We start from the raw sequence: 24,911 nt of genomic DNA, 5'->3' as shown, positions 1-24,911 counted from the left end.
TAGGCTACTCCGCCGCAGACAGGGTCGCGGTCATCACCGATGCGGCGTCACCGTCGAGCCGCTCCTTCAGCCGGCGATACGTCGCCAGCGCCTGCCCGACAACCTGATCCATATTATAATAGCGATAGGTGGCGAGCCGGCCGACGAACGTGACGCCGTCGGTCGCGTCCGCCAGCGCCTCATAGCGCTTGAACAGCGCCTGGTTCTCGGGCCGTGGAATGGGATAATAGGGATCGCCCTCGGCGGCGGGATATTCGTACGTCACGCTGGTGCGCGGGTTCTGCTCGTCGGTCAGATGCTTGTATTCGGTGATCCGCGTGTGGGGCACGTCCTCCGACGGATAGTTCACCACCGCCACCTGCTGCAGCCATTCGGCGTCGAGCGTCTCGTGCCGGAACCGCAGCGAACGGTAGGGCAGCTTCCCAAAGCGGAAGCCAAAATACTCGTCGATCGGCCCGGTGAACACGATGTGGTCGACGTCCACCTCGTCGATCACGTCGCGATATTCGACGCCCAGGTCGATCGTGATGTTGGGATGGTCGAGCATGGCAGCGAACATCGCGGTATAGCCCCGCGCGGGCATCGCCTGGAACCGGTCGGCGAAATAGCGGTCGTCGGTGTCCGTCCGGGTCGGCACGCGCGCGGTGACGGCGCGGTCGAGCTCGCTGGGATCGAGCCCCCATTGCTTGCGCGTGTAGCCGCGGAAGAACAGCTCGTAGAGTTCGCGTCCGACGGCGGATACGACGACGTCCTCCGACGTGCGCACCTCGGCCACCGGCTCGGCGCGGCCGGCGAGGAAAGCGGCGGCGTCCGCGTCGGTCTTCAGCCCCGCGCCGTACAGCGCGTTGAGCGTCGTGCGGTTGATCGGGATCGGCACCTGCTGCCCGCGCACCTCGGCCAGCACGCGATGCTCGTACGGGCGCCAGGCGGTGAAGCGCGACAGATAGTCGAACACGTCGGCCGAGTTGGTGTGGAATATATGGGGGCCATAGCGGTGGATCAGCACGCCGGCCGCATCGCGCTCGTCGAACGCGTTGCCCGCGATGTGGGGCCGCCGGTCAACCACCAGCACCTGCTTGTCGCCGTCCGCCGCCAGCCGTTCGGCGAGCACCGAACCTGCGAAGCCCGCGCCGACCACCAGCACGTCGAACCGGCGGCGCGACGGCGTGGGAGGGACGGCAGAGGGAGCGGCGGGACGGGCGCCGGCTTGAGCGATGCGGGTCTTCATGTCGGCGAACGTCCTGTCCCAACTGTGGCCGGCGATCAGCCGGTCGGCCTGCGCGAGCCAGGGCCCTCCGCGCGGCAACGCCAGCGCGCGCTCGCACGCCGCGACGAAAGCAGGCGCGTCGGCCGCGATCGCGACCGCGTCGAGCGCGCCATACTGCCGCTCGACGTCGATGATCGGCGTCGACACCACCGGCAATCCGCCGGCGAGATACTCCGGCGTCTTGGTCGGGCTGATGAAGCGCGTCGCCGCGTTGATCGCGAACGGCATCAAGGCCGCGTCCCAACCCGCCAGATACGCCGGCAGATCGGCATAGGGGCGCCCCCCCAGCCAGTGGATGTTCGCGCGTCGGGGCAGCGCGGCGGGATCGATCTTGGCGACCGGGCCGATCATGACCAGCGACCAGTCCGGCCGCGCCGCCGCCACCGCATCGATCAGCGCAAGATCGATCCGCTCGTCGATCACGCCGAAGAAGCCGAGCCGCGGGCCGGGAATATGGGCCTGGTCTGCCGGGCCCGCGGAGCCGCCACGCGCGGTGGCGAAATGCACGGTGTCGACCGCCGACGGGAAGGCGTGGACGTTCGGATGGCGCCCGGCCTTCGCCTCGTACAGGCTGTGGCCGCCGGTGAAGACGACGTCGGCACGCGCCATCAGCCGCGCCTCGTTGGCGGCAAGCTCGGGCGCGGCGAAGCGGAACGCGGACAGCTCGTCCATGCAGTCGTACACGACCGCCGACGCGGCGAGATGGCCAGCGAACCCCGCCATCATCGGCGTGTAGAACCACAGCAGCGGATCGCCGGCCCGCGCCGGCGCGACCGCGGTGTCGACCAGCATGTCGAGCAGGCCGCGCAGGCCCCTCTCCACCTCGGCCGCGTCCCACCAGTGCGGCACGCGCGGGCGCAACGCGATCACGGCGCCTTCTTCCGACGAGGCGCCGGGAAACGCATGGTGTTCGAGGAAGGGGAGGGGGTGATCGCAAGCGATATGCTCCTCCCAGAAGAACACCCGCCGTTCGCGCGCGAAGCGCCGCATCAGATGCTGCGGCCGCTGCGTCACGAAATCCCAGCGCAGGTGGGAAAAGCAGATCAGCGCCGCCGCCGCCGGATGGTCGTCGTTGGAGCCCCGGATGGAACAGGGTGCGGCGGAGGAAAGCGGACGGGGAGCGGAAAATGTCTCGAAACCAGAACCGTCCACCCGCATCTCCCGGTTTGAAGCGCCCCGATCGGCTATGTCGCGCAGGCGAGCCCCTGTCGTTGCTTCGCATCAACCAACGGCGATATCAAGGCATGGAGCCGCGCGACCGAATGCGGCCACGTCCAGCGGTCCAGCACCGCTGCGCGCGGAGTGTATCGGTGCGCCGTCGCGCGCATGTCGAGGATCGCCGCCGCGAAATCTTCCGCCGATGCCATTCGACCTGTCTCGGGCAGGATATACTGCAGCCCGCAGCACAGCCGCTCGTTGGCGAGCACCGGCAGCCCGGCGAGCATGTATTCGGTGATGATCGCCGGCGCGCCGTCGTCCTCGCCGCACACCACGCCGAAGCGCGCGCTGTTCATCAGGCGGTTGACCTCGTCGAACGCGACGCCCGGCGGGCCGATGAAGGCGATCGACAGGCCGGAGGCCGCCGCCCGCGCGCGCAGGCCGTCGGCCATCTCGCCATAGCCGAACACGCATAGCGCGGTGACGTCGCGGGGCAGCCGCTCGAGCGCGTCGAACAGGACGTCGTGCCGCTTATAACCCTGCGCCGCGGCGACATAGATCAGGTCGACGTCCTTGGGCGTGCCGAGCGGGCGGAACTGATCGGGGGCGGCGAACTCCGGGCCGATCGGTAGGATCGCGGTCGGCATGCCGGGATGCCGCTCGCGCACCACGTCCGACTGCCATTGCGCGCCCGTCAGGATCAGGTCGAACTGCGCGCTGGCCTCAGGCGGGATGCGCAGCGCCGGAGCGTCGATCGAGTTGTAGACGCGGACGCCGTTCGCGCACCGGTCGAGCAGCTCGGGCGCGATGCCCAGCCCCAGCACTAGCAGCAGATGGGGCGCACCGAAGACCTCGACGAAGGCAGCCATGTCGTCCGACGCCATCGGTGCGCCCTCCTCGCGCAGGCGGAACGCGCGGCGCGCGAGCCACGGGCTCTCGCGGCGGAACGGCGCCGGGCCGAGTCCGCGCCAGTGATGCCATATCTCGACGCCATCGGCATGGCCCGCCGCGACCATCGCCAGCGCCAGCCGCTCGAGGTATCCGCCCGCCACGACCGGCGTCTGTCCGATCGGCGTCGGCGGCCACGGCCGAAGCGCCACGTCCAGCGTCGCCCAATGCTCCCGCGCCTCCGTCGGCGTGGGACCAGGGGCGGGGGGCCAGCCCTCGACGAGGTCGCCGACGACCACGATCGTGCGGAGCGGCGTGAGGGGGGCGGGACGGATCGTGCTCACGCGAGGGCTGTCCACCAGCCAGCGGCGGCGTGCAAGCGGCGACGGCGCTTGGCCCGGCGCTCGATAGCTGCCATGACGCGCGCATCGCCTCCGGCGTCGGAGTGCCGATGATCCCATTCCCGTCCAACAAGCCCAAGCCCGTGGACCCCGCGCTCATCGCGGCGTTGCGCACGATGCGGCGCGGCGCGACGTTCCTGGGCAGCGGCCTTGCCTTGCCGGGCGCGGCGCCGATTGCGCGCCGCTATCGCGCGCGGCTCGCCGGCAACGGCCTGCGCGAGCTCGACCGGTTCCTGAACCTGCTGCTCGACGCGGCGACGCGGGTCGCGGGCCGGGACGAGCGCCCGGACCAGGCGAACACCGCGGCCAAATACCGCGCGCTGGAGCCGACGGGAGCACGGGCCCGCGACGACCACCGCCGGCTGCTGGCGCTCGGTCGCTCGCGCGCCTGCCTGTTCTATTGCGAGGGCGTCGTCTGCCGGCCCGACCGGCGCGGGGGCACGACGATGACGATGGGCTGGCCCGACGCACGCGGCCGGCTCGGCACCGCCCGGCTCGGAGAGGAGTTGAGCCTCGACGCGGCCGATTTCGGCGACATCGCGCGCTTCTATCGCGGCCTGGCCGACCGGATCGCCGACCCCAGCCTATAACGTCCGCTAGTCGTCGGCGCCTTCATCGGCGCGGAGGGCGGCGGGTTGCTTGTCATAGGCGCCCGAATGCGCGGTGATGCTGCTGCGCATGCTCGACAACAGCGCCAGCGAGTGGCGGCGGATCGCCTCCGGCTCCTTTTCCTCGGACTCGCTCTCTTCCTTCACCTCGAACGCGCTGCCGATCGCCTCCAGCGCCTGGTCCTTGGTCAGGGCGCCGTTGTCCATCAGGCTGTGGATCAGGCTTTCCAGCAGCAGCGCCGCCTGCGCCTGCGCGGCACCGTTGGGATTGCGATCCTCGCTGAACGCGGAGTCGGCGGCAGACGTTATATTGGCCATGAAGCGCGCTCCTCGCGTGGTGGGTAACGGCCGGGCCGCCGGTATCCGGCAGGCTCCGTCAGCATCGGTCCTGGATAAGGGTGCGGAACGCGGCGGCGATGTGCGTCGTGCTGAACGGCTTGACGACCACCTGGTCGGGCGGGATCCACGGCCGGCACGCGGACGGTGTCGCGGTGATGAACAACGTCGGAATGTCGCCGTGCACCAGCCGGATCGCGTCGACCGCCGCGGGGCCGGTCCCTTCCGTCAGCATGACGTCAGACGAGATGAACGCCGGCAGCTGCACGTCGGCGGCGGTGATTGCCTCCGCCTGGGTGGTCGCGATGGTCGCCGACGTGGCGCCCGACGACAACAGCACGTCCTCGATCAGCATCGCGACCAGCGGTTCGTCTTCGATGATGAGGACGTGGCACATGAGTATCGCCGGAGGTCCTAATCTGAGTTAACAGTTGTTACACGGATCGGGTCCCTTGGGTGAGACAAAGTTGGCCAACCTCAATCAATGATTAGGGAATGCCGCTACAGCGGCGCCAGCCCGCGTGCCCGCAGCAGCGCGCCTTCGTCGGGCATCCGTCCCCGGAACGCGACGAACGAGGCCATCGGATCGCGCGTGTCGCCGCGCGCCAGCACCTCGCGCCGCAGCCGGCCCGCGAGGTCAGGATCAAAGATGCCGGCCTTGCCGAACGCTTCCCAGGCATCGGCGTCCAGCACCTCGGCCCACAGATAGCTGTAATATTGGCTGGCATAGCCGCCGTCGAAGACGTGGGTGAAATGCGTCAGGTCATGGCGCGGCGCGATCGTGTCCGGCAGGCCGATCCGCGCGAGCAGGTCTGCGGCGAAGGCGAACGGGTCCCGCTGTCCGTCTCCGTCCGCGCGCTCGCGATGCAGCGCCAGGTCCGGGATGGCGGAGGCCAGGAACTCGACCGTCGCGAAGCCCTCTCCGAACGCGTCCGCCTGGCCGATCGCGGCGATCAGCGGCTGGGGCACGTCCAGCGTCGCCAGCACCTCGGGCGCGACGATCCAGTGTTCGGACAGCTTGCTGGGGAACTCGACGAAGTCGCGGCTGACGGCGGTGCCCGACTGGCTGGGATAGCGTACGTCGCTCAACAGCCCGTGGAGCGCGTGGCCGAACTCGTGGAACAGCGTGCGCGCCTCGTCGATCGACAGGCCGGCCGGCGCGCCCGGCTCGCCGCCCGCGAAATTGGCGACCATGTAGACGATGGGCGTGACAGGGCCGTCCAGCGCTTCCTGCACGCGCAGGCCACCCATCCAGGCGCCGCCGTGCTTCTCGGGCCGGGCGAGATAGTCGGTATAGACCAGCCCGCGGTGGCTACCGTCCGCGTCGCTCACCGCCCAGGCCGCGACGGTCGGGTGCCAGACGGGGAGATCAGCGCGCGGCGTGAACGACAGGCCGTGCAGCCTGCCCGCGACCGCGAACGCCGCGTCGCGCACCCGGTCGAGCGTCAGGAACCGCCGCACCGCGCCGCCGTCGAGCCGGTAGCGATCACGCCGCACCCGTTCGGCGTAGAAGCGCCAGTCCCAGGCGGCGAGCGTCACGTCATCCGCGTCGGCGAGCGCCTGGAGCACCGCCTGCTCCTCGCCCGCGCGGGCGAGCGCGGGATGCCAGACGCGCATCATCAGCGCCTCGGCCGCGTCCGGCGTCGCCGCCATCGTGTCGGCCAGCACATGATCGGCATAGCTCGCGTGGCCGAGCAGCGCGGCCTTTTCCGCGCGCAACGCCAGGATCGCGGCGACCACCGCTCGGTTGTCGTGCTCGCCACCATCGGCGCGGGTGGTGAATGCGCGCCATACCGCCTCGCGCAGATCACGCCGCGGCGAGAAGGCGAGGAAGCCCTCCACGTCACCGCGGTCGAGCGTCACGAGGTGGCCGGTCACTCCCGCGGCCGCGGCGGCGCGCGCGGTCGCGGCCAGCATCGCGTCGGGCAGCCCCACCGCATCGGCCGCGTCGAGCCGCAGCGTCCAGGCGCCGTTCGCCGCCAGCACGTTCTGGCCGAAGCGGGTACCGAGCGCCGACAACTCCTGCGCGATCGCCGCGAACCGCGCCTTGTCGGCCGCGCCCAGCAGCGCGCCGCCGTCGACGAAGCCGCGATGGCTGTCGTGCAAGAGTCGCGTCTGCGCCTCGTCCAGCCCGAGCGTGTCGCGGCGCTCCCACAGCGCGTGGACGCGCGCGAACAGCCGCGGATCGTGCGCCACGCGCGTGCCGTGCGCGGTCATGAGCGCCGCCACCTCGCTCTCGATCGCGCGGATCTCGGGCGTTGAGTGGGCGGACGACAGCGTCCAGAAGATGCGCCGGACGCGCGCCAGCATGGCGCCCGCCCGCTCCATCGCCGCGACCGTGTTGTCGAAGCTCGGCGCGGCGGGGTCGCCCGCAATCGCCTCGATCTCCGCGTCCGCCGCCTCGAGCGCGATGCGCAGCGCGGGCAGGAAGTCGGCCGCCGCGATCCGGTCGAACGCCGACGCGCCGAAGGGCAGCGGGCTCGCGGTCAGCAAGGGATCGGGCAGCAGCGGATCGCTGCCGGCGCCGACATGGGGATCGGCCTCAGCCAACGGCCTGCACCTCGTCGGCATGGACGTCGAACCGCTCGAGCGTTGCGCCGCCGAACTGGGTGGTCAGCGCCGCGTCGGTCGCATCGCGGCCGCGTGCCATCAGGATGCGACCGATGCGCGGCGTGTTGTGCCGCGCGTCGAACGTGTGCCACTCGCCGCTCAGATACACGTCGAACCAGGCGGAGAAGTCCATCACCGCGTCCGACCGCGGGATGCCGATGTCGCCGAGATAGCCGGTGCAATAGCGCGCCGGGATGTTCATGCACCGGCACAGCGTGATGGCGAGGTGCGCATAGTCGCGGCAGACGCCCAGACCCTCCTGATGCGCGTCCCATGCCGTCTTGGTCGGGCGGGCGTGGTGGTATCCGAACTCGATGTGGTTGTGCGTGAACTCGACGATCGCCTGCACCCGCTTCCAGCCGGGCTCGACGCCGCCGAACAGTCCCCAGGCGGTGTCGGACAGCCGATCCGTCTCGCAATAGCGACTGCCCATCAGGTAGACGAGCGCGTCGTCGGGCAGGTCCTCGACCGCGTGCTGGATCGCGTCGGGCACATAGCGGTCGGGCAGGCCCGAATCCTCGACCGTGAAGTCGCACGACAGCGTCAGCCCGCCCTCCGGCACCGTCACCCGGGTGCACACGTTCCCGAACCCGTCGACATAGTCGTACAGCGGCACGTTCTTGTCGGTGGTGATCCGGTGCGGCGTCCTGAGGTCCCGGTGGCGCGAGGGGTGGACGCTCAGCATCGCCATCATCGGCACGGGCGCCTCGTTCGAGAAGCTGATGTCGTAGCCGGCGCGGATCAGCATGGGGCAGGTTCCTTCCTGTCGGTGCCGTGGTGGGCGGCAGTTGCGGAGGCGGGCGGGAGCGGCCCGCGCTGCGATGCAACAGGCGTAGCGGCGTCGACGGTGATGTCCACCGTCACGTCCATGCCGATGAAGCTGCCGGGGAAGCCCGCCCAGGTGCCCGAGATCGGCACCGCCTGGTACAGGTCGCGCGCGATCGCCACGCGGATCAGCCCGTCCGATCCGACGATGCCGTTGGTGGGATCGAACTCCACCCACCCCGATCCCGGCAGGTACACGCGCACCCAGGCATGGGTGTTGCCGCCGCCGACCCTTTCAGAACCGGGGCGCTCCGCGCCCGCGCGGGCCCCACGCGGGTTGTAGACATAGCCCGACACAAACCGCGCCGCGAAGCCCAGCGCGCGCACCGCCTCGATCATCAGCATCGCATAGTCGCGGCAGGTGCCCTTGCGCCGTTCCAGCGTCTCGATCGGCGTCTGCGTGCCCTTCTCCGCGCGCGCCACATAGGTGAACTCGCGCCGGATCGCGGCCGTCATGTCGGCCAGCATCGCCAGTGTGTCGGTCCGCCCGGACGGGTCGACGAAGCGGCGCGCCCACCCATCGATCCGCCGCTGCGGATCGTGGTGCCGGCGCTCGATCGAGCGGAGCAGGTCCGGCATGTCCTCGGACGAGTAGGTGAACGGATAGACGCGCGCGTAATCCTCGATGTCGACGTGCTGCACCTCACCCGGTCGATGGTCCAGCCGCAGCCGGCTGTCGATCGACAGCCGCGTCGCGCGCCGGTCGAACCGGGCGACCGCGACCGAATTGCCCAGCACGTCCTGCAGCCAGCGGACATCGACGGGCACGGGATCGATCACCAGCGCCGCGTCCAGCAGGTGCTGGTCATAAGCCTCCCGCGGGCGCAGCATCATTCGGTGCTCGCCGAACGATACCGCCTGTCTGTACGTATAGGTCGTCACGTGAGAGAGGTTCAGCAATGGCATCAGCCGCCAATTCCCCTACGACGCGCCATCCCGCCGCTGCGTTGCTCCAGCCCGGCGATCCATCGCCCGTCGCCGTCCTGAACCCGGGCGGCGCGTCGCCGTTCCTCCTCATCGGCGATCATGCCGGCAATGTCATCCCCTCCGCGCTCGGCGATCTCGGCCTCGCGCCCGCGGACCGGACGCGCCACGTCGCCTGGGACATCGGGATCGCGGGGCTAGGCGAGATCATGGCGCGGGACATGGACGCGGTGTTCGTCCGGCAGATCTATTCGCGGCTGGTGGTCGACTGCAACCGCCGCCCGGATGACGCAGGGACGGCCGAGACGCCCGGCGCGGTGCCGCCGACGAGCGACGGATCGCCCGTCCCCGGCAATCGCGACCTGTCGCCGGCGGCGCGGCAGGCGCGGATCGACGCGATCCACGAGCCGTATCAGCAGGCGATCGCTGCCGAGATCGCGCGGCGTGGCGCGGCGGGACAGGAGACGATCCTGATCGCGCTGCACAGCTTCACGCCGATGCTGAAGGACGGCCGCGCCCGGCCATGGCAGGTCGGCATCCTGCACCATCTGGGGGAGGCCGCCTTCGCGAGAGCGCTGATCGCGGCGCTCGGCGCCCGGCCCGGCTTGTGCGTCGGCGACAACGAGCCGTACCGGATGGACACGATCGACTATACCGTCCCCCGCCACGCCTGGTCCGCCCGGCTACCGTATGCGGAGATCGAGGTGCGGCAGGACCTGATCGGCGATGCGGCCGGGCAGACGGTATGGGCGGCGCTGCTGGCGAATGCGCTGGGGGAGGCGCGGAGCCACATCTGACCCACACCGTCATCCCCGCGAAAGCGGGGACCCATCTCCCGTCATCTGCGCTAAGTCGACGGTCGGAGAAGGGCCCCCGCTTTCGTGGGGTTGACGATCCTGTCCGCATCCCTCAGCCAGTCGTCGCTTGAGCTACCCGTCACCCCAGCGAACGCTGGAGTCTCGTTGTTATCGGGTACGTCACCGCGAGAGACCCCAGCTTCCGCTGGGGTGACGGTGTTGGCTATAGATTGACAGGAGAAAGCATCACCCCGAGAAATCCGTCGCCAGGCTCGCGTCGCGCTGGCTCTCGATCTCCGCTAGCCGGTCCTTCAGCTTCGCCGTCACCGCGTCGAAGCCCCATTTGCCGAGCACCATCTGGCGCGGCGGCGTGTCCATCTGGGTCAGCGCGATCATCGCCTCGCCTGCACGGACCGGATCGCCCGCCTGCGTGCCGCTATAGCCGCTGGTGCTCGCCAGCCGCGCGCCGGCGGTGTCGGCATAGGCGGCGATGCGGTTGGGCGTCTGCTTGAGCGATCGGCCGGCCCAGTCGGTGCGGAACGGCCCGGGCTCGACGCAGGTGACGCGGATGCCCAGCGGCTTGCCCTCCGCGTGCAGCGCGTCGGAAAAGCCTTCCACGGCATGTTTGGACGCCGCGTAATAGCCCGATCCCGGAAAGCCGACGAGCCCGGCGACCGAGGTGATGTTGATGACGTGGCCCGATCCTTGCGCCCGCATCGCCGGCAGCACGGCGCGGGTGAGCGCGAACAGGCCGAAGACGTTGGCCTCGAACTGAGCGCGGATTTCCGCGTCCTCGCCCTCCTCGATCGAGGATTGGTAGCCATAGCCCGCGTTGTTCACGAGCACGTCGATCCGGCCGAACGCCGTCGTCGCTGCGGCGACGGCGGCGTCCACCTGCGCCTGGTCGGTGACGTCGAGCGTGAGCGCCAGCGCGCGGTCTCCGGCGTCTGCGACCAGGTCCGCCACCTTGTCCTTGTCGCGCGCGGTGACGACGCAGCGCCAGCCACGGTCCAGCACCAGCCTCGCCAGATCGTGGCCGAAGCCGGTGGAGCAGCCGGTGATGAACCAGACGGGGGTGTCGGTGGGCATGGTCGTTCTCGCTGTCGAGGAATGGCGTTCCAACCCCCGGGTGATGGCTGGAGTTTCAGGCCGCGGCGGGCGGCGCCTGTTTGAGCGGCGCCGCGTCGCGCGCGAGCGTGCTGCCGATCGACGCGCAGACGACCGCGGCGATGCCGATCCCCTGCCGCCCGCCCAGCGTCTCGCCCAGGATCGCGAAGGCGGCGAGCGCGCCGACTGCCGGCTCCAGGCTCAGCACCACGCCGAAGACATGCGCGGGCAGGCGTTTGAGCGCCATCATCTCCAGCGAATAGGGCAGCGCGCTGCACAACAGCGCGACGACGCCGCCCATCGCCAGCACCTCGGGCCGCAGCAGGCTCGCGCCAGCCGAGGCGACGCCGACCGGCACCGCCACCAGGCTGGCGAAGCACAGCCCCAGGCAGACGATCCACCGCTCCGGCACCAGCGCCGCCGCGCGCTTGCCCGTCACGATGTACAGTCCCCAGAACAGTGCGGCGCTGAGCGCGAAGCCGATCCCGGCCGGGTCGAGCGGCGCGCGCCCGCCATGCGGCGCGACCAGCAGCGCGATCCCGCCCGCCGCCAGCGCAACCCAGGCGAGGTCCAGCCGCCGCCCCGAATAGAGGACCGCGACGCCGAGCGGCCCCAGGAACTCGATCGCGATCGCGACCCCCAGCGGCAGGGTGCGCAGGCAGGCGTAGAAACTGAGGTTCATGCACGCGAGCACCACGCCATAGGCGGCGACCGCGCGCAGTTGCCGGCCCGTCGGCCGCCACCGCCACGGCCCCTGCACCGCGACCAGCAGCAGCATCGACAGGCCGATGCGCAACCCCGTCACCCCCGCCGCGCCCACGATCGGGAACAGCGACTTCGCCCACGACGTGCCGACGCACAGCGACACCATGGAGGCGACGAGCGGCACGACGGGGCCGAGGCCGGCGCGGGAGGGGTGGGTGAGGTGTGGGGCGGGCACAAACCAGTTCTTAGCGACGTGACCCCTCTCCCGTCACCCCGGCCTTGAGCCGGGGTCCCGCTACCTTCTCGACGGGCAGGAAGAAGCGGGATCCCGGATCAAGTCCGAGATGACGGCGATGATGTGCTTCGACAGGCTCAGCACGAACGGGGAGGGGAGCAAACCCGCGCTCGCACGTTCAGCCGTGACGCGAAGCCTGCCAAGGACGACACGATGGACGATCCCGACGACAAGACCGCGCTCGATCGCCGCAACCTCCTTAAGCTCGGCACAGCCACCGCGGCCGGCCTGCTGCTCGCCCCGCGGCTGGCCGAAGCGCAATCCACCGGCGGCGGCCAATCCACCGGTGCGCAGCGACCGGGCGGGCCGCTCCCGCCGCCCAGCGCAGTCGACGCCGGCCATGTCGAGGGTGGCAAGGTCCGCTTCCCGCCCTGGCGCGCGGCGGCCGACACGCCGTCCGCGCCGCCGCCGTCGCCGATGCCGCCCGAAGCCCGCGTCGGCTTCGCGATCGTCGGTCTCGGACGGCTGGCGCTGGAGGAGATCCTGCCCGCCTTCGCCCGGTCGATGAAGGCGAAGCCGGTGGCGCTTGTCTCGGGCAGTCCCGAGAAGCTCGCGGTGGTCGCCAAGCAATACGGCATCCCTGCCGACCGTTGCCTGGACTATGCCTCGTTCGAGAAGCTGCGCGACCTGTCCGACGTGAAGGCGGTGTACATCGTGCTGCCCAACGGGCTCCACCGCGAGTATACCGAGCGCGCGGCGAGGATCGGCAAGCACGTCCTGACCGAGAAGCCGATGAGCACCACCTCGGCCGACGCTCGCGCGATGGTCGCGGCGTGCGCGAAGGCCAACGTCAAGCTGATGGTCGCCTATCGCATCCAGTTCGAGCCGTACAACACGCGCCTGATGGAATGGACGCGGGCGAGGAAATACGGCCGGCTGGTCGGCATGAGCGCGATCAACGTCCAGACGGTCGCGCCCGACGGCGCCGAGCAATGGCGGCACAAGAAGGCGCTGGCGGGCGGCGGGTCGCTGTTCGACATCGGGCTGTACTGCATCAACACCGCGCGCTTCCTGACCGGCGAGGAGCCCGTCAGCCTGTGGGCGACGCAGTTCAGCCCGCCGAACGACCCGCGCTACGCGCAGGTGGAGGAGACCAATGCCTTCACGCTGCGCTTCCCGTCAAACGCGCTGATCCAGTGTTTCTGCTCCTATGGCGCGCGCGACGACAAGCATCAGCGGCTCAACTTCGAGACGGCGGCGGTCGACATGCCCAACGCCTATCAATACGAGGGTCAGCGCCTGACGGTGATCGGCCGCGAGGGCGACGCCACCAGCCTCGACGAGATCGTGCTGGAACCGAAGAACCAGTTCGCCGCCGAGATCGACCATTTCGCGACCTGCCTCCTCGAAGATCGCAAGCCCCGCACACCGGGCGAGGAGGGTGTGCAGGACCATGTCATCATGGAGGCGGTGTACGAGAGCGAGCGGTCCAACCGTCCCGAGACGCTGAAGCGGTACGACACGCTCGACACGTTCCGCGGGCCGCCCGTGACGAAGGACGCCTGACGAGAGACAAACGACCCGCCGACTTGACCACGATCAGCGTGATGTATGTCAAATTGCGCGCAACCTTGCTGTGCCGCGACCTGTTCAGGGGCTCTCCTCTATGAAAGGTCCGACCCATGTTCATGCGTGTCGACAAGCTGCAAGCCAATCTGCCTGAGCCCGAGAAGCAGGACCCCAACGCCGGCGCCGCGCTCCGCGAGCTGCTGGGCGGTAAATATGGCGAGATGTCCACGCTGGGCAATTACATGTTCCAGAGCTTCAACTTCAAATCGAAGTCCAAGCTCCGGCCGTTCTACAGCCTGGTGGCGTCGATCACCGCCGAGGAGCTCGGCCATGTCGAGCTCGTGTCGGCGGGCGTCAACATGCTGAATAACGGCCCGGACGGCGACGACACGGGCGACGGCGGCGACGTGTCGATGACGCCGTTCGAGAGCATGAAGGAAATCCGCGACGCCGCCAGCTTCCTGTCCAACGGCGGCGGCGTCGTGCCCGCGGACTCCAACGGCCTGTCCTGGAACAAGGACTTCATCACGACGACCGGCAACGTCGTGACGGACCTCCTCCACAACTTCCACTTGGAATGCGGCGCCCGTCTGCACAAGCTGCGCGTGTACGAGACGCTGTCCGATCCCACGGGGCGCGAGGTCTGCGGCTATCTGCTGGTCCGCGGCTCGGTCCACGCCCATGCCTATGCGCTGGCGCTGGAGAAGATCACCGGCGTCGACCTGAAGAAGATGCTGCCGACGCCCAACATCGACCTGTCGAAGATCCCCGAGTGCCAGAAGTATCTGAACGAGGGCTCGCACCGCCGGCTCTATACTTGGAGCCCCGACGACTATACCGAGATCGCCGGCATCTGGAGCAACGACGAGGTCGCGCTGCCCGGCGATCCCCCCGGTGAGCTCGAAGTCGTCGCCGGCCTGCCCGACGGCGGCAAGATCGCCCAGCTTGCGGGCGTGCCGTGTGCGTTCACCCCGGACTATGCGCCGGAGGAAATGTACGAGATCGCGACCAAGCTGACGAAGAAGCTGTGATCCCGTGGCCGGTGGGGCGCTGCTTCACCGGCTGTCGCTTGCGAAGCCCGTCACCCCGGACTTGATCTGGGGTCCCGCTTCTTTTTGCCGTGGAAGAAGCGGGATCCCGGCTCAAGGCCGGGATGACGATGTCGGGCATAGTCTCTAGCTTCGACGAATGCGCGCCCTCGACAGGCGGCGGTCCTCCAACGAATAATACAGCCAGATCTCACCATTCCCACTGACGCACGATGCGGCGAAGGCGATGTCGCTCGCCGCACGGTCGGGCGAGGGAGGTGGGGTGATGAGCGGCTCGATACAGCGATCGACGACGCGGGTCAGCTCGCGGTCGAACGCCACCCAGCCGATTCGCCAGCGCGCGTCGTGCGTCGCGCCGTTGTAGAACATCACCGGCATCTGGGGATCGTCGAGCAGCATCGGGCCCGTCGACAGGTGCCAATTGTCCCAGCCGTCCTCGCGCGGCATGAACGGCGTCGGTTGCTCGTCCCATGGCCCGTCCACCTTGGGCCCGATCGCCAGGCCCACGCGGCTCGCTTCGTCGGCGGCATATTCGTAGAACAGGCTCCAGCGACCGTCCTTCTCGCGGTCGACGGTCGCTTCCTTGGTGTTGCCCAGCGACTTGGTCGAGGCGAGCGCGACGCCGGTCTTCACCAGTTTGTCCACCGTCGGCCCGCTGGCGTAGAACATCTCGCCATGCGACATGTCGCTCTCGACGCCGGTGTAATAGACGACGTAGCTGCCGTCCTCCATCTTCACCATCGTCGGGTCCTCGACGCCGCCCGAATCCTTGTCGGCACCGGTGCCGGGCACGATCGACGGCTCGTCGAGCATCGCGAAATGCACGCCGTCGGTGCTCCAGCCCGCCCAGATGATGCCGGTATCGGTCATCGGTTCGCCTGGCCGCGTCACCGCGCGCACCATGATGCCGTACCGGCCGTCGGGCTCCAGCCAGACGTACGGGCTCATCAGGTCGCGGTTCATCAACACCGGTGGGCCATCGAGCTGGATATCCTGGATCGCCTGGACGTTGAAGTCCACCAGCCCGGGCGAGTCGTACAGCAGCACCTTGCGGTCACCGGTGACCGAGTCAGGCGCCAGCCGCGAGCGGACGATCGGGATGCTGTCCGAGACCTGCGCCTGGTTGGTCGCCGAATGCCCGGTCGCCGGGGCGGAGAACGAGCAGCCGCCGGCGGTTACGTCGCTCGTGCCGGCACTCACGCGGGGGATGTCCGTGCCGTCGGTCATGCGCCGAGCGCCTGCATCAGCGACAAGCCACCATCGATGACGATCTTCGCGCCGGTGATGTAGCTCGCCTTGTCGGACGCGAGGAACACGGCGAGGTCGCCCACCTCCTCCGGCTTGCCCGCGCGGTCCATCGGGATGTTCTTCTCCAGCGACTGGCGATAGGCGGCATCGGTGCTGGCGCGCTCGTTCATCGGCGTCAGGATCATGCCCGGCTCGATCGCGTTGACGCGGATGCCGTTGGGCGCCTCCTCGATCGCCAGCGTCTCGATGAGGTTCGTCAGGCCGCCCTTGGCCGCGCAATAATCGGCGCCGCCCGCTCGCACCGCATAGGCGTGGATCGACGAGATGTGGACGATCGATCCCGGATTGCCCGCCGGCCGGTCGCGCACGAACCGCCGCGACGTCAGGAACGCGCCCGTCAGGTCGGTGTCGAGCATCCGCTGCCACTGGGGCATGGTCATCTGGCGGACGGTGACGCCCGCCATGTTGATCCCGGCGGAGTTCACCAGCACGGTCGCGAGCCCATAGGCCTTCTCCGCCGCCGCGAACGCCGCCTCGACGGACGCCTCGTCGCCGACGTTGCACTGGACGGCGATGCCGTCGCCACCCGCCGCCTTCACCTTGGCGACCGTGTCGCTGCCGTCGTTGCGGTCGTCATGGAACAGCACGACGACATTGTCGCCCTGCGCTCCGAAGGCGATCGCACAGGCGGCCCCGATCCCGCTTTCCGCGCCGCTCACCACGACGCATCGCTTGTCCGTCATCATCTCGTCCCCTTGATACGGCCGAACCATCGGCGGCCACCTGCCGTGCGGCCAGTGTCGAATCCGTCATCTAAGCCACGTCGCGCACCGAAGTTCCCCAGCGCCGGGCCATCCTGTCCTACACCGTACCAGATGGGTTAATCGCTGATCCTTGATGCAGGAGAATGGACATGGACACCGATCATCTCGTCGCCCCGCTTGTCGATGCCGTCATCAATCGCGAAGGCGGCTATGCCGACCATCCCGCCGATCGCGGCGGACCGACGTGCTGGGGCATCACCCAGGCCGTGGCGCGCGCCGACGGCTATACGGGCGCGATGCGGGCGCTGCCGCGGGCGCAGGCGGCGGCGATCTACCGGCGGCTCTACTGGACCGCGCCGGGACTCGACCGGGTCGCGGCGCTCGCGCCCACGCTTGCCGCCGAGCTGTTCGACGCCGGCGTCAACATGGGGACGGGCACCGCGATCGGCTTCCTCCAGCGCGCGCTCAACGCGCTGAACCGCGGCGCGAGCGACTATCCGGACGTCCCGCTCGACGGCAAGGTCGGCGCGGGCACGCTGGCGGCGCTGGCCGCGTTCCTCCGCAAGCGTGGCGCGGGCGGGGAGGCGGTGCTGGTGCGCGCGGTGCAGGCGCTGCGCGGCGCACGCTATGTGCAGCTCGCCGAGAGCCGCCCGGCGGACGAGGCGTTCCTGTACGGCTGGCTCGCCAACCGGACGGGGTGAGGAGGTGGCCTCGACGTGATGCGCCGCATCGCCCGCGCGCGTACGCGAGGATGGCGTGACCTTTGTGACCTTTGCCGCGCGAACGCCGGGTCGATTGCGGGGCACGCGGGCGGCTCCCATATGCGCCGCATGAGCGAGAACAAGCTGGTGTGGCACGGCACCACGATCCTGTCCGTGCGCCGCGGTGGCCGCGTCGTCATCGCCGGCGACGGGCAGGTGACGCAGGGGCAGACGGTGATGAAGCCCAACGCCCGCAAGGTCCGTCGGCTGGGCGGCAAGGGCCCGGACGAAGGCAAGGTGATCGCGGGCTTCGCGGGCGCGACCGCCGACGCGTTCACGCTGTTCGAGCGGCTGGAGGCGAAGCTGGAGCGGCACCAGGGCCAGTTGCTGCGCGCGTGCGTCGAGCTCGCCAAGGACTGGCGGACGGACAAGTTCCTGCGCAACCTGGAGGCGATGCTGATCGTCGCCGACAAGGATGTGACATTGGTGGTGACGGGCAATGGCGACGTGCTGGAGCCTGAGGCGGGGATCGCCGCCATCGGCTCGGGCGGCAACTTCGCCCTCGCCGCCGCCCGCGCGCTGGTGGAATATGAGGGCGACGCCGAGACGATCTGCCGCAAGGCGATGGGGATCGCGGGCGAGCTGTGCGTCTACACCAACGACCGGCTGACCGTGGAAGCGCTCGATACGGCGGCTTAGCCAATTTTTCCTCCGTTCGTGTCGAGCGAAGTCGAGACACGCTGATGGAGCGCCCGAACGGGTTTCTCGACTTCGCTCGAAACGAACGGTATTTCTGATGAACGACGCCCTTACCCCCAAGACAATCGTCGCCGCGCTCGACGCGCACATCATCGGCCAGGCGGACGCGAAGCGCGCGGTCGCGGTCGCGATGCGCAACCGCTGGCGGCGGCAACAGCTCAGCCCCGACCTGCGCGACGAAGTTAGCCCCAAGAACATCCTGATGATCGGACCTACCGGCTGCGGCAAGACCGAGATCAGCAGGCGTCTCGCCAAGCTTGCCGACGCCCCGTTCGTGAAGGTGGAGGCGACCAAGTTCACCGAGGTCGGCTATGTCGGCCGCGACGTGGAGCAGATCGCGCGCGACCTGGTCGAGGAATCGATCCGGCTGGAGAAGGACCGCCGCCGCGTCGCGGTGAAGGAGAAGGCGGAGGAAGCGGCGATGAAGCGGCTGCTCGACGCGCTGACCGGCAAGGACTCGAGCCAGGCGACGCGCGAGAGCTTCCGCCAGCGGTTCGCCGACGGCCACCTCGACACCGCGGAGATCGAGATCGAGCTGGAGGCCGCGCCCCAGATGCCGTTCGAGATGCCGGGCGGCGGTGGCCAGGTCGGCATGATCAACCTGGGCGACATGATGGGCAAGGCGTTCGGCGGCGGCCAGCAGCTCAAGCGCCGCCGCCTGACGGTGCCCGCCGCCTGGACCAAGCTGGTGGAGGAGGAGGCCGACAAACGCCTCGATCAGGACGAGGTCAGCCGCGTGGCGCTGGCGGACGCGGAGGAGAACGGGATCGTCTTCCTCGACGAGATCGACAAGATCGCGATGTCCGAACAGCGCGGCGGCGGCTCGGTCAGCCGCGAGGGCGTGCAGCGCGACCTGCTGCCGCTGATCGAGGGCACGACGGTGGCGACCAAATACGGGCCGATGAAGACCGACCACGTCCTGTTCATCGCGTCCGGTGCGTTCCACGTCTCCAAGCCGAGCGACCTGTTGCCCGAACTCCAAGGCCGTCTGCCAATCCGCGTCGAGCTCAAGGCGCTGAGCGAGGCCGATTTCGTCGCCATCCTGTCCGACACCAAGGCGAGCCTGCCGCAGCAGTACAAGGCGCTGCTTGCGACCGAAGGCGTGACGGTGGAGTTCGCCGAGGACGGCATTCGTGCGCTCGCCCGTATCGCCGCCGAGGTGAACGCCGAGATCGAGAACATCGGCGCACGCCGGCTGCAGACGGTGATGGAGAAGCTGCTGGAGGAAGTGAGCTTCGAGGCGGAGGACCGGGTCGGCAGCACGGTGACGGTGGATGCGGCCTATGTCGACGCGCACCTCGCCGGCGTGGCGCGCGACACGGACCTCAGCCGCTACGTGCTGTAGCGGCTGAGGCTGGACCGATCAGCGGCCGGTGTAGGGCGTGAACGAGCCGAGGGCGCAGCTGCCGGTGGAGATATGGGCCTGCGGCTCGAAGGTGCGGCCGATGTCGCCACGGCAGAGCCGCCCTTCGTTTGAGACGGTGACGAGATAGTCGCCGCGCTCCATGCTCTCGCATCCGCCGGTCGTCTCGTTGACGTAGAGCTCGTTGCGGGTGACCTCGAACACGATCCGCGATCCATAGGCTGTCGAATGGGCGGTGGGGAACTCGCGGATGCAGTCGGTGGGCTTGCCGGGCGTAAGTCCCGCCAGCCGCGCGGCGAGCTTCTGCTGCGTCGTTGCCTCGGCGGCCTGAGCCTGCGCCCGCCCGGCGGCAGTCTGGGCACAACCGGCGAGGAGGGCACTGGCGGCAAGGAGGGCACTGGCGGCGAATGTGGGCGGAAGCAGGGGTAGGCGGAGCATGGGTCTGATCCTCGATAGAACTATGCCATGCTCAACGCGGCTAACCCCGAAAGGAATCCTTGGCCGCGCGCCGGGCGGCAAGTTGTTCCACCGATTGCGCGCGCAGGAACGGATTCGTCGCGCGTTCAAGGGCCATGGTGGTCGGCACGGTCGGCTCGCCGAGCGCGCGCAGCCGGTCGACGTCGTTCATCCGCGAGTGGATCGCGGGATTGTCCGGCTCCGCGACCAGCGCATAGCGTCCGTTCGATTGCGTGTACTCGTGCCCGCAATGGATGATCGTCTCGTCGGGCAGGTCGGCGAAGCGGGCGAGTGAGGCGAACATGTCCGCCGGCGTCCCTTCGAACAGCCGGCCGCAACCCATCGCGAACAGCGTGTCCCCGGTGAAGGCCAGTCCGTTGTCGGGAAAGTGGAACGACACATGGCCCGCAGTGTGGCCGGGCGTCGCGATCACCCGCGCGATATGCTCGCCGATCCGCAGGGTGTCGCCGTCGGCGACGGTCGCATCGAGCCCGGCGATCTTGGCCGCCTCCGCCGCCGGCCCGGTGATGGCGGCACCGGTCTCCGCCTTCACCTCGGCATTGCCGCCGGTGTGGTCGGCATGCCAATGCGTGTTCCAGATCTGCGTGACGCGCCCCGCGCGCTGCGGCGGTGTCCAGCACCGGCTGCGCCTCGCCCGGATCGACGACGACCGTCTCGTTCGATACCGGATCGTGCACCAGCCAGACGTAATTGTCCGCCAGCACCGGCACGCGGACGACTTCCAGGCCGGCCACCTACCAGCTCCCCGTGTTGGGCATCGACGCCCAGGGCTCGGCCGGTTCCAGCGGGCCATCCGCTTGCAGCAGCTCGATCGAGATGCCGTCCGGCGTCTTCACGAACGCCATGTGCCCGTCGCGCGGCGGCCGGTTGATCGTGACGCCAGCATCCATCAGCCGGCGGCAGGTGTCGTAGATGTTCTCGACCCGATAGGCGAGATGGCCGAAGTTGCGGCCGGCGGCATAGGCCTCACCCTCGCCACCTTCCGGCGGCCAGTTGTACGTCAGCTCCACCTCGACGCGTCGATCACCGATCGCCTGGTCCTCGGGGGTCGAGAGGAAGATCAGCGTGAAGCGACCCTTGTCGTTCTCCATCCGGCGGACCTCCTTTAGCCCCAGCAGGTCGAAGAAGCGGATCGTCGCGTCGGGATCGGTGACCCGGATCATGGTGTGCAGATAGCGCATGGGATCTCCGTCTCGTATCGGCGCGTCAACGCCCGTCGATCTTCCTGGTGCCCGTCCCGGTGCTAGTCGGCGTGCTCTCGAACTGGGTGAGCGCGACCGCCGCGTTAACGGCCGCCGGGCTCGCGGGTTGGACCTTCATCGCCTCGCGCCAGCCGGCCTCCGCCTCGGGCACGTCGCCGCGCGCCGCCGCGATATTGCCACGTTCCAGCTCGACGGACGCGTCGTCGGGCGCGCGGGCCAGCGCCTCGATGATGTCGTGCTGCGCGCGGGACAGGTCGCCGGCGCGGCGGGCGAGCGTCGCCGACAGGAGCCAGGCGAGCGGGTCCGCCTTCGCGGACACCAGCGCGGCGTCGAGGTCCGTCCGCGCTTCCGTCAGGTCACCGGCCGCGACCAGCGCCCGGGCCCGATCGAGCCGCGCCTCGCCGAGCGCCAGCCCGTCGAGCTCGCCCGACGCCAGTGCCGCGTCGAGCGCCGCCCGCGCCTTGCCCGGCTCCCCCGCCGCCAGCCACGCGTTGCCAGCCTGCGACCAGTAAGCGGCGGATCGGCGGTCGTGGGACAGCTCGGCCGCATGGGCGGCCTCCTCGAATGCGGCGGCCGCACTTGGCCAGCGGTGCTGGTTGGCGATCGCAATTCCCTCGCACTGGCGCGCGAAATAACCGCCGCCCTCGATCCGCCAGCGCGTGGCCTCGCGCTCGCCGACCACCGGATCATCCTCGGCGCGGTTGACGCACGCCTCGTACCGAGTCTGGCTGGCGGGCGCCGCGGCGACCTGACCGGCGAGCAGGAGGAGGATCAGGTCGATCATGCGGCGGGGATCACTTCCTCCACCGCGCGGACCAGCAGCGCGAGGTCGGCCTCGCGCGACAGGCGGTGATCGCCTCCCTTGACCAGCCACGCCTGCACGTCGGCTGAACCGATCAGTTCGGCGAGCCGCCCGGCGCGCACCCACGGCACCTCGTCGTCCGACAGGCCCTGGAGCAGCCGTACCGGCGCGGCGATGCCGATCGGGCCGCCCATCAGCCGGTGCGCCTCGCCCGACTGCCAGAAGGCCCGGGTGGTGACGGTCGGCTCGGGCCCGTAGCGGCTGGGCTTGGCCAATCGGCCCTGCTGGAGAATCGTCATCTTCTCCTCCATCGTGAAGCCCCAGTCGGTGAAGTCGGGCGCCGCCGCTACCCCGACGAGGCCGATCACCTGGCCGGGTCGACGCAGCGCCGCATGGAGCATCAGCCAGCCGCCGAGCGACGAGCCGACCAACACCACCGGGCGGCCGGTCTTCTCACCGGCAAGGTCGATCATCGCCAGCACGTCGTCGAGCCAATCGGCGAACCGCTGATCCTCGAACGCGCCTTCGCTCGCGCCGCAGCCGCCATAGTCGAAGCGCAGGAACCGCCGGCCGGTGGCTCGCGCCCATCGCTCCAGCGTCACCGCCTTGGTGCCCGTCATGTCGGAAGCATAGCCGGGCAGGAACATGATCGTCGGCCCGGTGCCCTCGGTCAGGTGATAGGCGAGCGCTGGCCGGGGCACGCCGCTCACCGGTCGTCCTCCCGGTCGGCGACCCGCGCCAGCATCTCCGCCGCCAGCAGCCCCAGCGTGTCGTCGCGCGCCCCCATCACCAGTATGCGGTCGCCCGCTCGCGCTTCCGCCACCAGATGCGCGGCGGCGGCGGCGCGGTCGGGGATGTGGCTCGCGGCGTGGCCGGCGGCGGCGAGCGGGGCGACGATCGCCTCGCTGCCCACCGAGCGGTCGACGGTGCCGCCTTGATAGACCGGATCGGGCAGCGCCAGCACGTCGCCGGGGGCGAGCCGCTCAGCGAAGCAGGCGACCAGCTCGCGCTGCATCAGGCGCAGCGGGCCATAGCCGTGCGGCTGGAACAGGATCAGCAGCCGGCCCGGAAACGCGTGCAGCGCGTCGAGCGTCGCGGCGATCTTGTCGGGATTGTGCCCGAAATCGTCGATGACGGTGATCCCGGCCGCCTTGCCGATCAGCTCCATCCGCCGCTTGAGGCCTGTGAAACCCGCCAGCGCCGCCGCAGCGGCGGCCAGCGGCACGCCGGCGGCGAGCGTCGCGCCCAGCGCGGCGAGCGCGTTGGCGACGTTGTGGCGGCCCGGCACGCGCAGGTCCACGGCCACGCGCTCGCCGCCATGCTCCGCGACGAAGCGGCTGCCGGTCGGCGCCAGCACGATCGCGCGGGCGGACAGGTCCGCGTCCCGCTCCAGCGCGAAACCGATCCGGCGCGGGGGCGGCAACGTCATCGCCAGCGCCGCGCCGTCCGCGTTGTCGAGGTTGACCACCGCCGTGCCGGCCGCGGTGATGAAGCCGCCGAACAGCGTCTTCAGCTCCGCCATCGGCTTGTGATCGAGGCTGACGTTGGTCAGCACCGCGATGCGAGGACGGTACAGCGCGATCGAGCCGTCGCTCTCGTCGACTTCGCTGACGAAGGCGTCGCCGGTCCCAACGATTGCGCTCGCATAGCCGCCCTGCTCGTTCTGGAAGTCGCGCATCACCGCGCCGTTCATCACCGTCGGGTCGCGACCGGTGGCGTGCAGGATCCAGCCGATCATGCCGGTGACGGTGGACTTGCCCGACGTGCCCGCGATGCCGATCGGCAGCCGCGCGGCGTTGAACAGGCGCGCGTTTAGCTCGGGCCGGCGCAGCACGGTGCAGCCCAGCGCGCGCGCGCGGACCATGTCGGGAACGTCCTCCTCCACCGCGGCGGAGGCGACCACGGCCTGGTCGCGCGACACGATGCCGCTGCCGTCCTGCGGGAACAGCGCGATGCCCGCGGCGGCGAGCGCGTCGAACTTGGCGGGCAGCCGGCCGGCGTCGAGCCCGCGATCGGACCCTGCCACCCGCGCGCCGCGCGCGTGCAGGATGGTCGCCAGCGGCATCATGCCCGATCCGCCGATGCCGACGAGGAAGTAATCGTCCATGCGCGCGCTATCCCCGCTTGGTTCCAACAAGGCAACCGGACTGCTTGTGCGCCCGGCGCACTGCGGCGCACTGCGGCGCTTGCGGGTAGGGGCCGAGTGCCGCACACCACCACGATGCGCATCGCCGTGATCGCCCCCGCTCGCCCGATCGAACCGGTCGTCGCCGCGCGCGTCGCCGCGTTCGCCGCGATCGCCTTCCCGTCGGTCGACCTCGTCATCCACCCGCAGTGTTTCGAGAGCGAGGGTCATTTCGCCGGCCCCGACGCGCGGCGGGCGGCGGTCTTCGTCGAGGTCGCCAACGATCCCGCCGTCGACGCCATCTGGTTCGCACGCGGCGGCTATGGCTCCAACCGCATCCTGGCGCAGGCGATGCACAGGCTCGGCCCAGCCGCGCGCGCCAAGCGATACATCGGCTATTCCGACATGGGTTTCCTGCTGTCGGCGCTTTATACCCAGGGCATCGGCCGGGTCGCGCACGGGCCGATGCCGATCGACATCAACCGCGCCAAGGGAGCCGACGGCGGCGGCGGCGACGCGACGGTGGCGCGCGCGCTCGACTGGCTGACCGGCGGCAGGCGCGGACTGGAGCCCGGCCTCGGCAGCGCGCCGGCGGCGGCGTTCAATCTCGCCATCCTGCAGGCGCTGGTCGGCACACCGTGGCTGCCCGACCTCGCCGATCATGTGCTGCTGATCGAGGAGGTGTCGGAACCGATGTACCGGTTCGACCGCGAGCTGTTCCAGATCGCGCACGCGACCCAGCTTCAGGGCATCGCCGGCGTCCGGCTGGGCGCGGTCAGCGACATCCAGGGGAACGACCCCCCCTGGGCCGAGCCGCTGGAGACGATGCTGCCGCGCTGGTGCGGGGAGATGAGGGTTCCCTACCTCGGCCGGGCCGAGATCGGGCATGTCGTGACCAACCACGTCGTGCCGTTCGGCGTCGCCTGAACCCGGAAGCTCGGTTCTCAGGCACAATCGATGCCGCAATGGTTTCGACAGTTTCCGTTAATCC

Annotated in this window: 24 protein-coding genes and 1 pseudogene; 8 read left to right on the top strand and 17 right to left on the bottom strand. The window is 69.8% G+C overall.

The features are described 5' to 3' along the window. Window positions 1-4 precede the first annotated feature (4 nt). Together glf and ACFE65_RS03900 are read right to left on the bottom strand one after the other, a co-directional pair. A complete protein-coding gene (glf, locus tag ACFE65_RS03905; protein WP_375381030.1) occupies window positions 5-2,419 on the bottom strand; it encodes a UDP-galactopyranose mutase in 2,415 nt (804 codons plus the stop codon). Window positions 2,420-2,451: 32 nt separating this feature from the next. Continuing rightward, window positions 2,452-3,657 carry a glycosyltransferase family 4 protein gene (locus ACFE65_RS03900; protein ID WP_375381029.1) on the bottom strand — a complete coding sequence of 402 codons (1,206 nt, stop codon included), beginning with the start codon at window positions 3,655-3,657 and terminating at the stop codon, window positions 2,452-2,454. Between the two features lie 107 nt (window positions 3,658-3,764). Between ACFE65_RS03900 and ACFE65_RS03895 the strand changes: the two genes are divergently transcribed. Next, window positions 3,765-4,304, top strand: a complete 540-nt coding sequence (locus ACFE65_RS03895) for a hypothetical protein (protein WP_375381028.1) — start codon at window positions 3,765-3,767, stop codon at window positions 4,302-4,304. A gap of 6 nt (window positions 4,305-4,310) precedes the next feature. Here ACFE65_RS03895 and ACFE65_RS03890 read toward each other — a convergent pair whose 3' ends face one another. The 5 genes from ACFE65_RS03890 to ACFE65_RS03870 form a co-directional block, all read right to left on the bottom strand. Then, entirely contained in the window at window positions 4,311-4,640 is a 330-nt protein-coding gene (locus ACFE65_RS03890) for a hypothetical protein (protein WP_375381027.1), read from the bottom strand. 58 nt (window positions 4,641-4,698) lie between these two features. After that, a complete protein-coding gene (locus ACFE65_RS03885) occupies window positions 4,699-5,055 on the bottom strand; it encodes a response regulator (protein WP_375381026.1) in 357 nt (118 codons plus the stop codon). A gap of 104 nt (window positions 5,056-5,159) precedes the next feature. Next, window positions 5,160-7,208, bottom strand: a complete 2,049-nt coding sequence (locus ACFE65_RS03880; protein ID WP_375381025.1) for a M3 family metallopeptidase — start codon at window positions 7,206-7,208, stop codon at window positions 5,160-5,162. Then, window positions 7,201-8,016 carry a transglutaminase family protein gene (locus tag ACFE65_RS03875; protein ID WP_375381024.1) on the bottom strand — a complete coding sequence of 272 codons (816 nt, stop codon included), beginning with the start codon at window positions 8,014-8,016 and terminating at the stop codon, window positions 7,201-7,203. The genes ACFE65_RS03880 and ACFE65_RS03875 overlap by 8 nt, the downstream gene beginning before the upstream one ends. Then, window positions 8,010-8,975 (bottom strand): transglutaminase domain-containing protein, encoded by a 966-nt coding sequence (locus tag ACFE65_RS03870; protein WP_375381023.1) that lies wholly within the window; start codon window positions 8,973-8,975, stop codon window positions 8,010-8,012. The genes ACFE65_RS03875 and ACFE65_RS03870 overlap by 7 nt, the downstream gene beginning before the upstream one ends. Before the next feature lie 17 nt (window positions 8,976-8,992). Between ACFE65_RS03870 and ACFE65_RS03865 the strand changes: the two genes are divergently transcribed. Continuing rightward, a complete protein-coding gene (locus ACFE65_RS03865; protein ID WP_375381022.1) occupies window positions 8,993-9,814 on the top strand; it encodes an N-formylglutamate amidohydrolase in 822 nt (273 codons plus the stop codon). Window positions 9,815-10,060: 246 nt separating this feature from the next. On the opposite strand, the gene ACFE65_RS03860 is transcribed toward ACFE65_RS03865, so the two are convergent. Together ACFE65_RS03860 and ACFE65_RS03855 are read right to left on the bottom strand one after the other, a co-directional pair. Next, window positions 10,061-10,903: an oxidoreductase gene (locus ACFE65_RS03860; protein WP_375381021.1), complete on the bottom strand. Its 843-nt coding sequence runs from the start codon at window positions 10,901-10,903 to the stop codon at window positions 10,061-10,063. Between the two features lie 55 nt (window positions 10,904-10,958). Next, complete coding sequence (locus ACFE65_RS03855) at window positions 10,959-11,861, bottom strand: DMT family transporter (protein WP_375381020.1); 903 nt, start codon at window positions 11,859-11,861, stop codon at window positions 10,959-10,961. A 213-nt stretch (window positions 11,862-12,074) separates the two neighbouring features. Between ACFE65_RS03855 and ACFE65_RS03850 the strand changes: the two genes are divergently transcribed. After that, window positions 12,075-13,427, top strand: coding sequence for a Gfo/Idh/MocA family protein (locus ACFE65_RS03850; RefSeq protein ID WP_375381019.1), 1,353 nt, complete (start codon window positions 12,075-12,077; stop codon window positions 13,425-13,427). 116 nt (window positions 13,428-13,543) lie between these two features. Next, window positions 13,544-14,461, top strand: a complete 918-nt coding sequence (locus tag ACFE65_RS03845) for a manganese catalase family protein (protein WP_375381018.1) — start codon at window positions 13,544-13,546, stop codon at window positions 14,459-14,461. A gap of 144 nt (window positions 14,462-14,605) precedes the next feature. On the opposite strand, the gene ACFE65_RS03840 is transcribed toward ACFE65_RS03845, so the two are convergent. Together ACFE65_RS03840 and ACFE65_RS03835 are read right to left on the bottom strand one after the other, a co-directional pair. Beyond that, on the bottom strand, window positions 14,606-15,706 hold the full coding sequence (locus tag ACFE65_RS03840; RefSeq protein WP_375381017.1) for a glycosidase: 1,101 nt from the start codon (window positions 15,704-15,706) through the stop codon (window positions 14,606-14,608). Next, window positions 15,703-16,470 (bottom strand): SDR family NAD(P)-dependent oxidoreductase, encoded by a 768-nt coding sequence (locus tag ACFE65_RS03835; protein WP_375381016.1) that lies wholly within the window; start codon window positions 16,468-16,470, stop codon window positions 15,703-15,705. The genes ACFE65_RS03840 and ACFE65_RS03835 overlap by 4 nt, the downstream gene beginning before the upstream one ends. Window positions 16,471-16,640: 170 nt before the next feature. On the opposite strand from ACFE65_RS03835, the gene ACFE65_RS03830 reads away from it, so the two are divergent. From ACFE65_RS03830 to hslU, 3 genes are all read left to right on the top strand, one after another. Continuing rightward, on the top strand, window positions 16,641-17,192 hold the full coding sequence (locus tag ACFE65_RS03830; protein WP_375381015.1) for a glycoside hydrolase family 108 protein: 552 nt from the start codon (window positions 16,641-16,643) through the stop codon (window positions 17,190-17,192). A 129-nt stretch (window positions 17,193-17,321) separates the two neighbouring features. Further along, on the top strand, window positions 17,322-17,891 hold the full coding sequence (hslV, locus tag ACFE65_RS03825) for an ATP-dependent protease subunit HslV (RefSeq protein WP_375381014.1): 570 nt from the start codon (window positions 17,322-17,324) through the stop codon (window positions 17,889-17,891). Window positions 17,892-17,988: 97 nt separating this feature from the next. Continuing rightward, complete coding sequence (gene hslU / locus ACFE65_RS03820) at window positions 17,989-19,296, top strand: ATP-dependent protease ATPase subunit HslU (protein WP_375381013.1); 1,308 nt, start codon at window positions 17,989-17,991, stop codon at window positions 19,294-19,296. Window positions 19,297-19,314: 18 nt separating this feature from the next. Here hslU and ACFE65_RS03815 read toward each other — a convergent pair whose 3' ends face one another. The 6 genes and pseudogenes from ACFE65_RS03815 to ACFE65_RS03790 all read right to left on the bottom strand — a co-directional run bounded on the left by ACFE65_RS03815 (window position 19,315) and on the right by ACFE65_RS03790 (window position 23,902). Beyond that, entirely contained in the window at window positions 19,315-19,752 is a 438-nt protein-coding gene (locus tag ACFE65_RS03815; protein ID WP_375381012.1) for a hypothetical protein, read from the bottom strand. 40 nt (window positions 19,753-19,792) lie between these two features. Next, a pseudogene (gloB, locus tag ACFE65_RS03810) lies at window positions 19,793-20,525 on the bottom strand (hydroxyacylglutathione hydrolase). Then, window positions 20,526-20,972, bottom strand: coding sequence for a VOC family protein (locus ACFE65_RS03805; RefSeq protein ID WP_375381011.1), 447 nt, complete (start codon window positions 20,970-20,972; stop codon window positions 20,526-20,528). Between the two features lie 25 nt (window positions 20,973-20,997). Then, complete coding sequence (locus ACFE65_RS03800; RefSeq protein WP_375381010.1) at window positions 20,998-21,777, bottom strand: tetratricopeptide repeat protein; 780 nt, start codon at window positions 21,775-21,777, stop codon at window positions 20,998-21,000. Next, window positions 21,774-22,442, bottom strand: coding sequence for an alpha/beta hydrolase (locus tag ACFE65_RS03795; protein ID WP_375381080.1), 669 nt, complete (start codon window positions 22,440-22,442; stop codon window positions 21,774-21,776). The genes ACFE65_RS03800 and ACFE65_RS03795 overlap by 4 nt, the downstream gene beginning before the upstream one ends. 59 nt (window positions 22,443-22,501) lie before the next feature. Continuing rightward, a complete protein-coding gene (locus tag ACFE65_RS03790) occupies window positions 22,502-23,902 on the bottom strand; it encodes a glutamate ligase domain-containing protein (protein ID WP_375381009.1) in 1,401 nt (466 codons plus the stop codon). Between the two features lie 114 nt (window positions 23,903-24,016). Here ACFE65_RS03790 and ACFE65_RS03785 point away from each other — a divergent pair, with 114 nt between their 5' ends. Next, window positions 24,017-24,847, top strand: coding sequence for an LD-carboxypeptidase (locus ACFE65_RS03785; protein ID WP_375381008.1), 831 nt, complete (start codon window positions 24,017-24,019; stop codon window positions 24,845-24,847). The last annotated feature ends 64 nt before the right edge of the window (window positions 24,848-24,911 follow it).

Source organism: uncultured Sphingomonas sp. (genome assembly GCF_964237335.1).
In the GTDB taxonomy this organism is placed as follows: domain Bacteria; phylum Pseudomonadota; class Alphaproteobacteria; order Sphingomonadales; family Sphingomonadaceae; genus Sphingomonas.
Note: the sequence above shows the minus strand (reverse complement) of the source record. Positions and strands in the feature narration are given on the sequence as shown.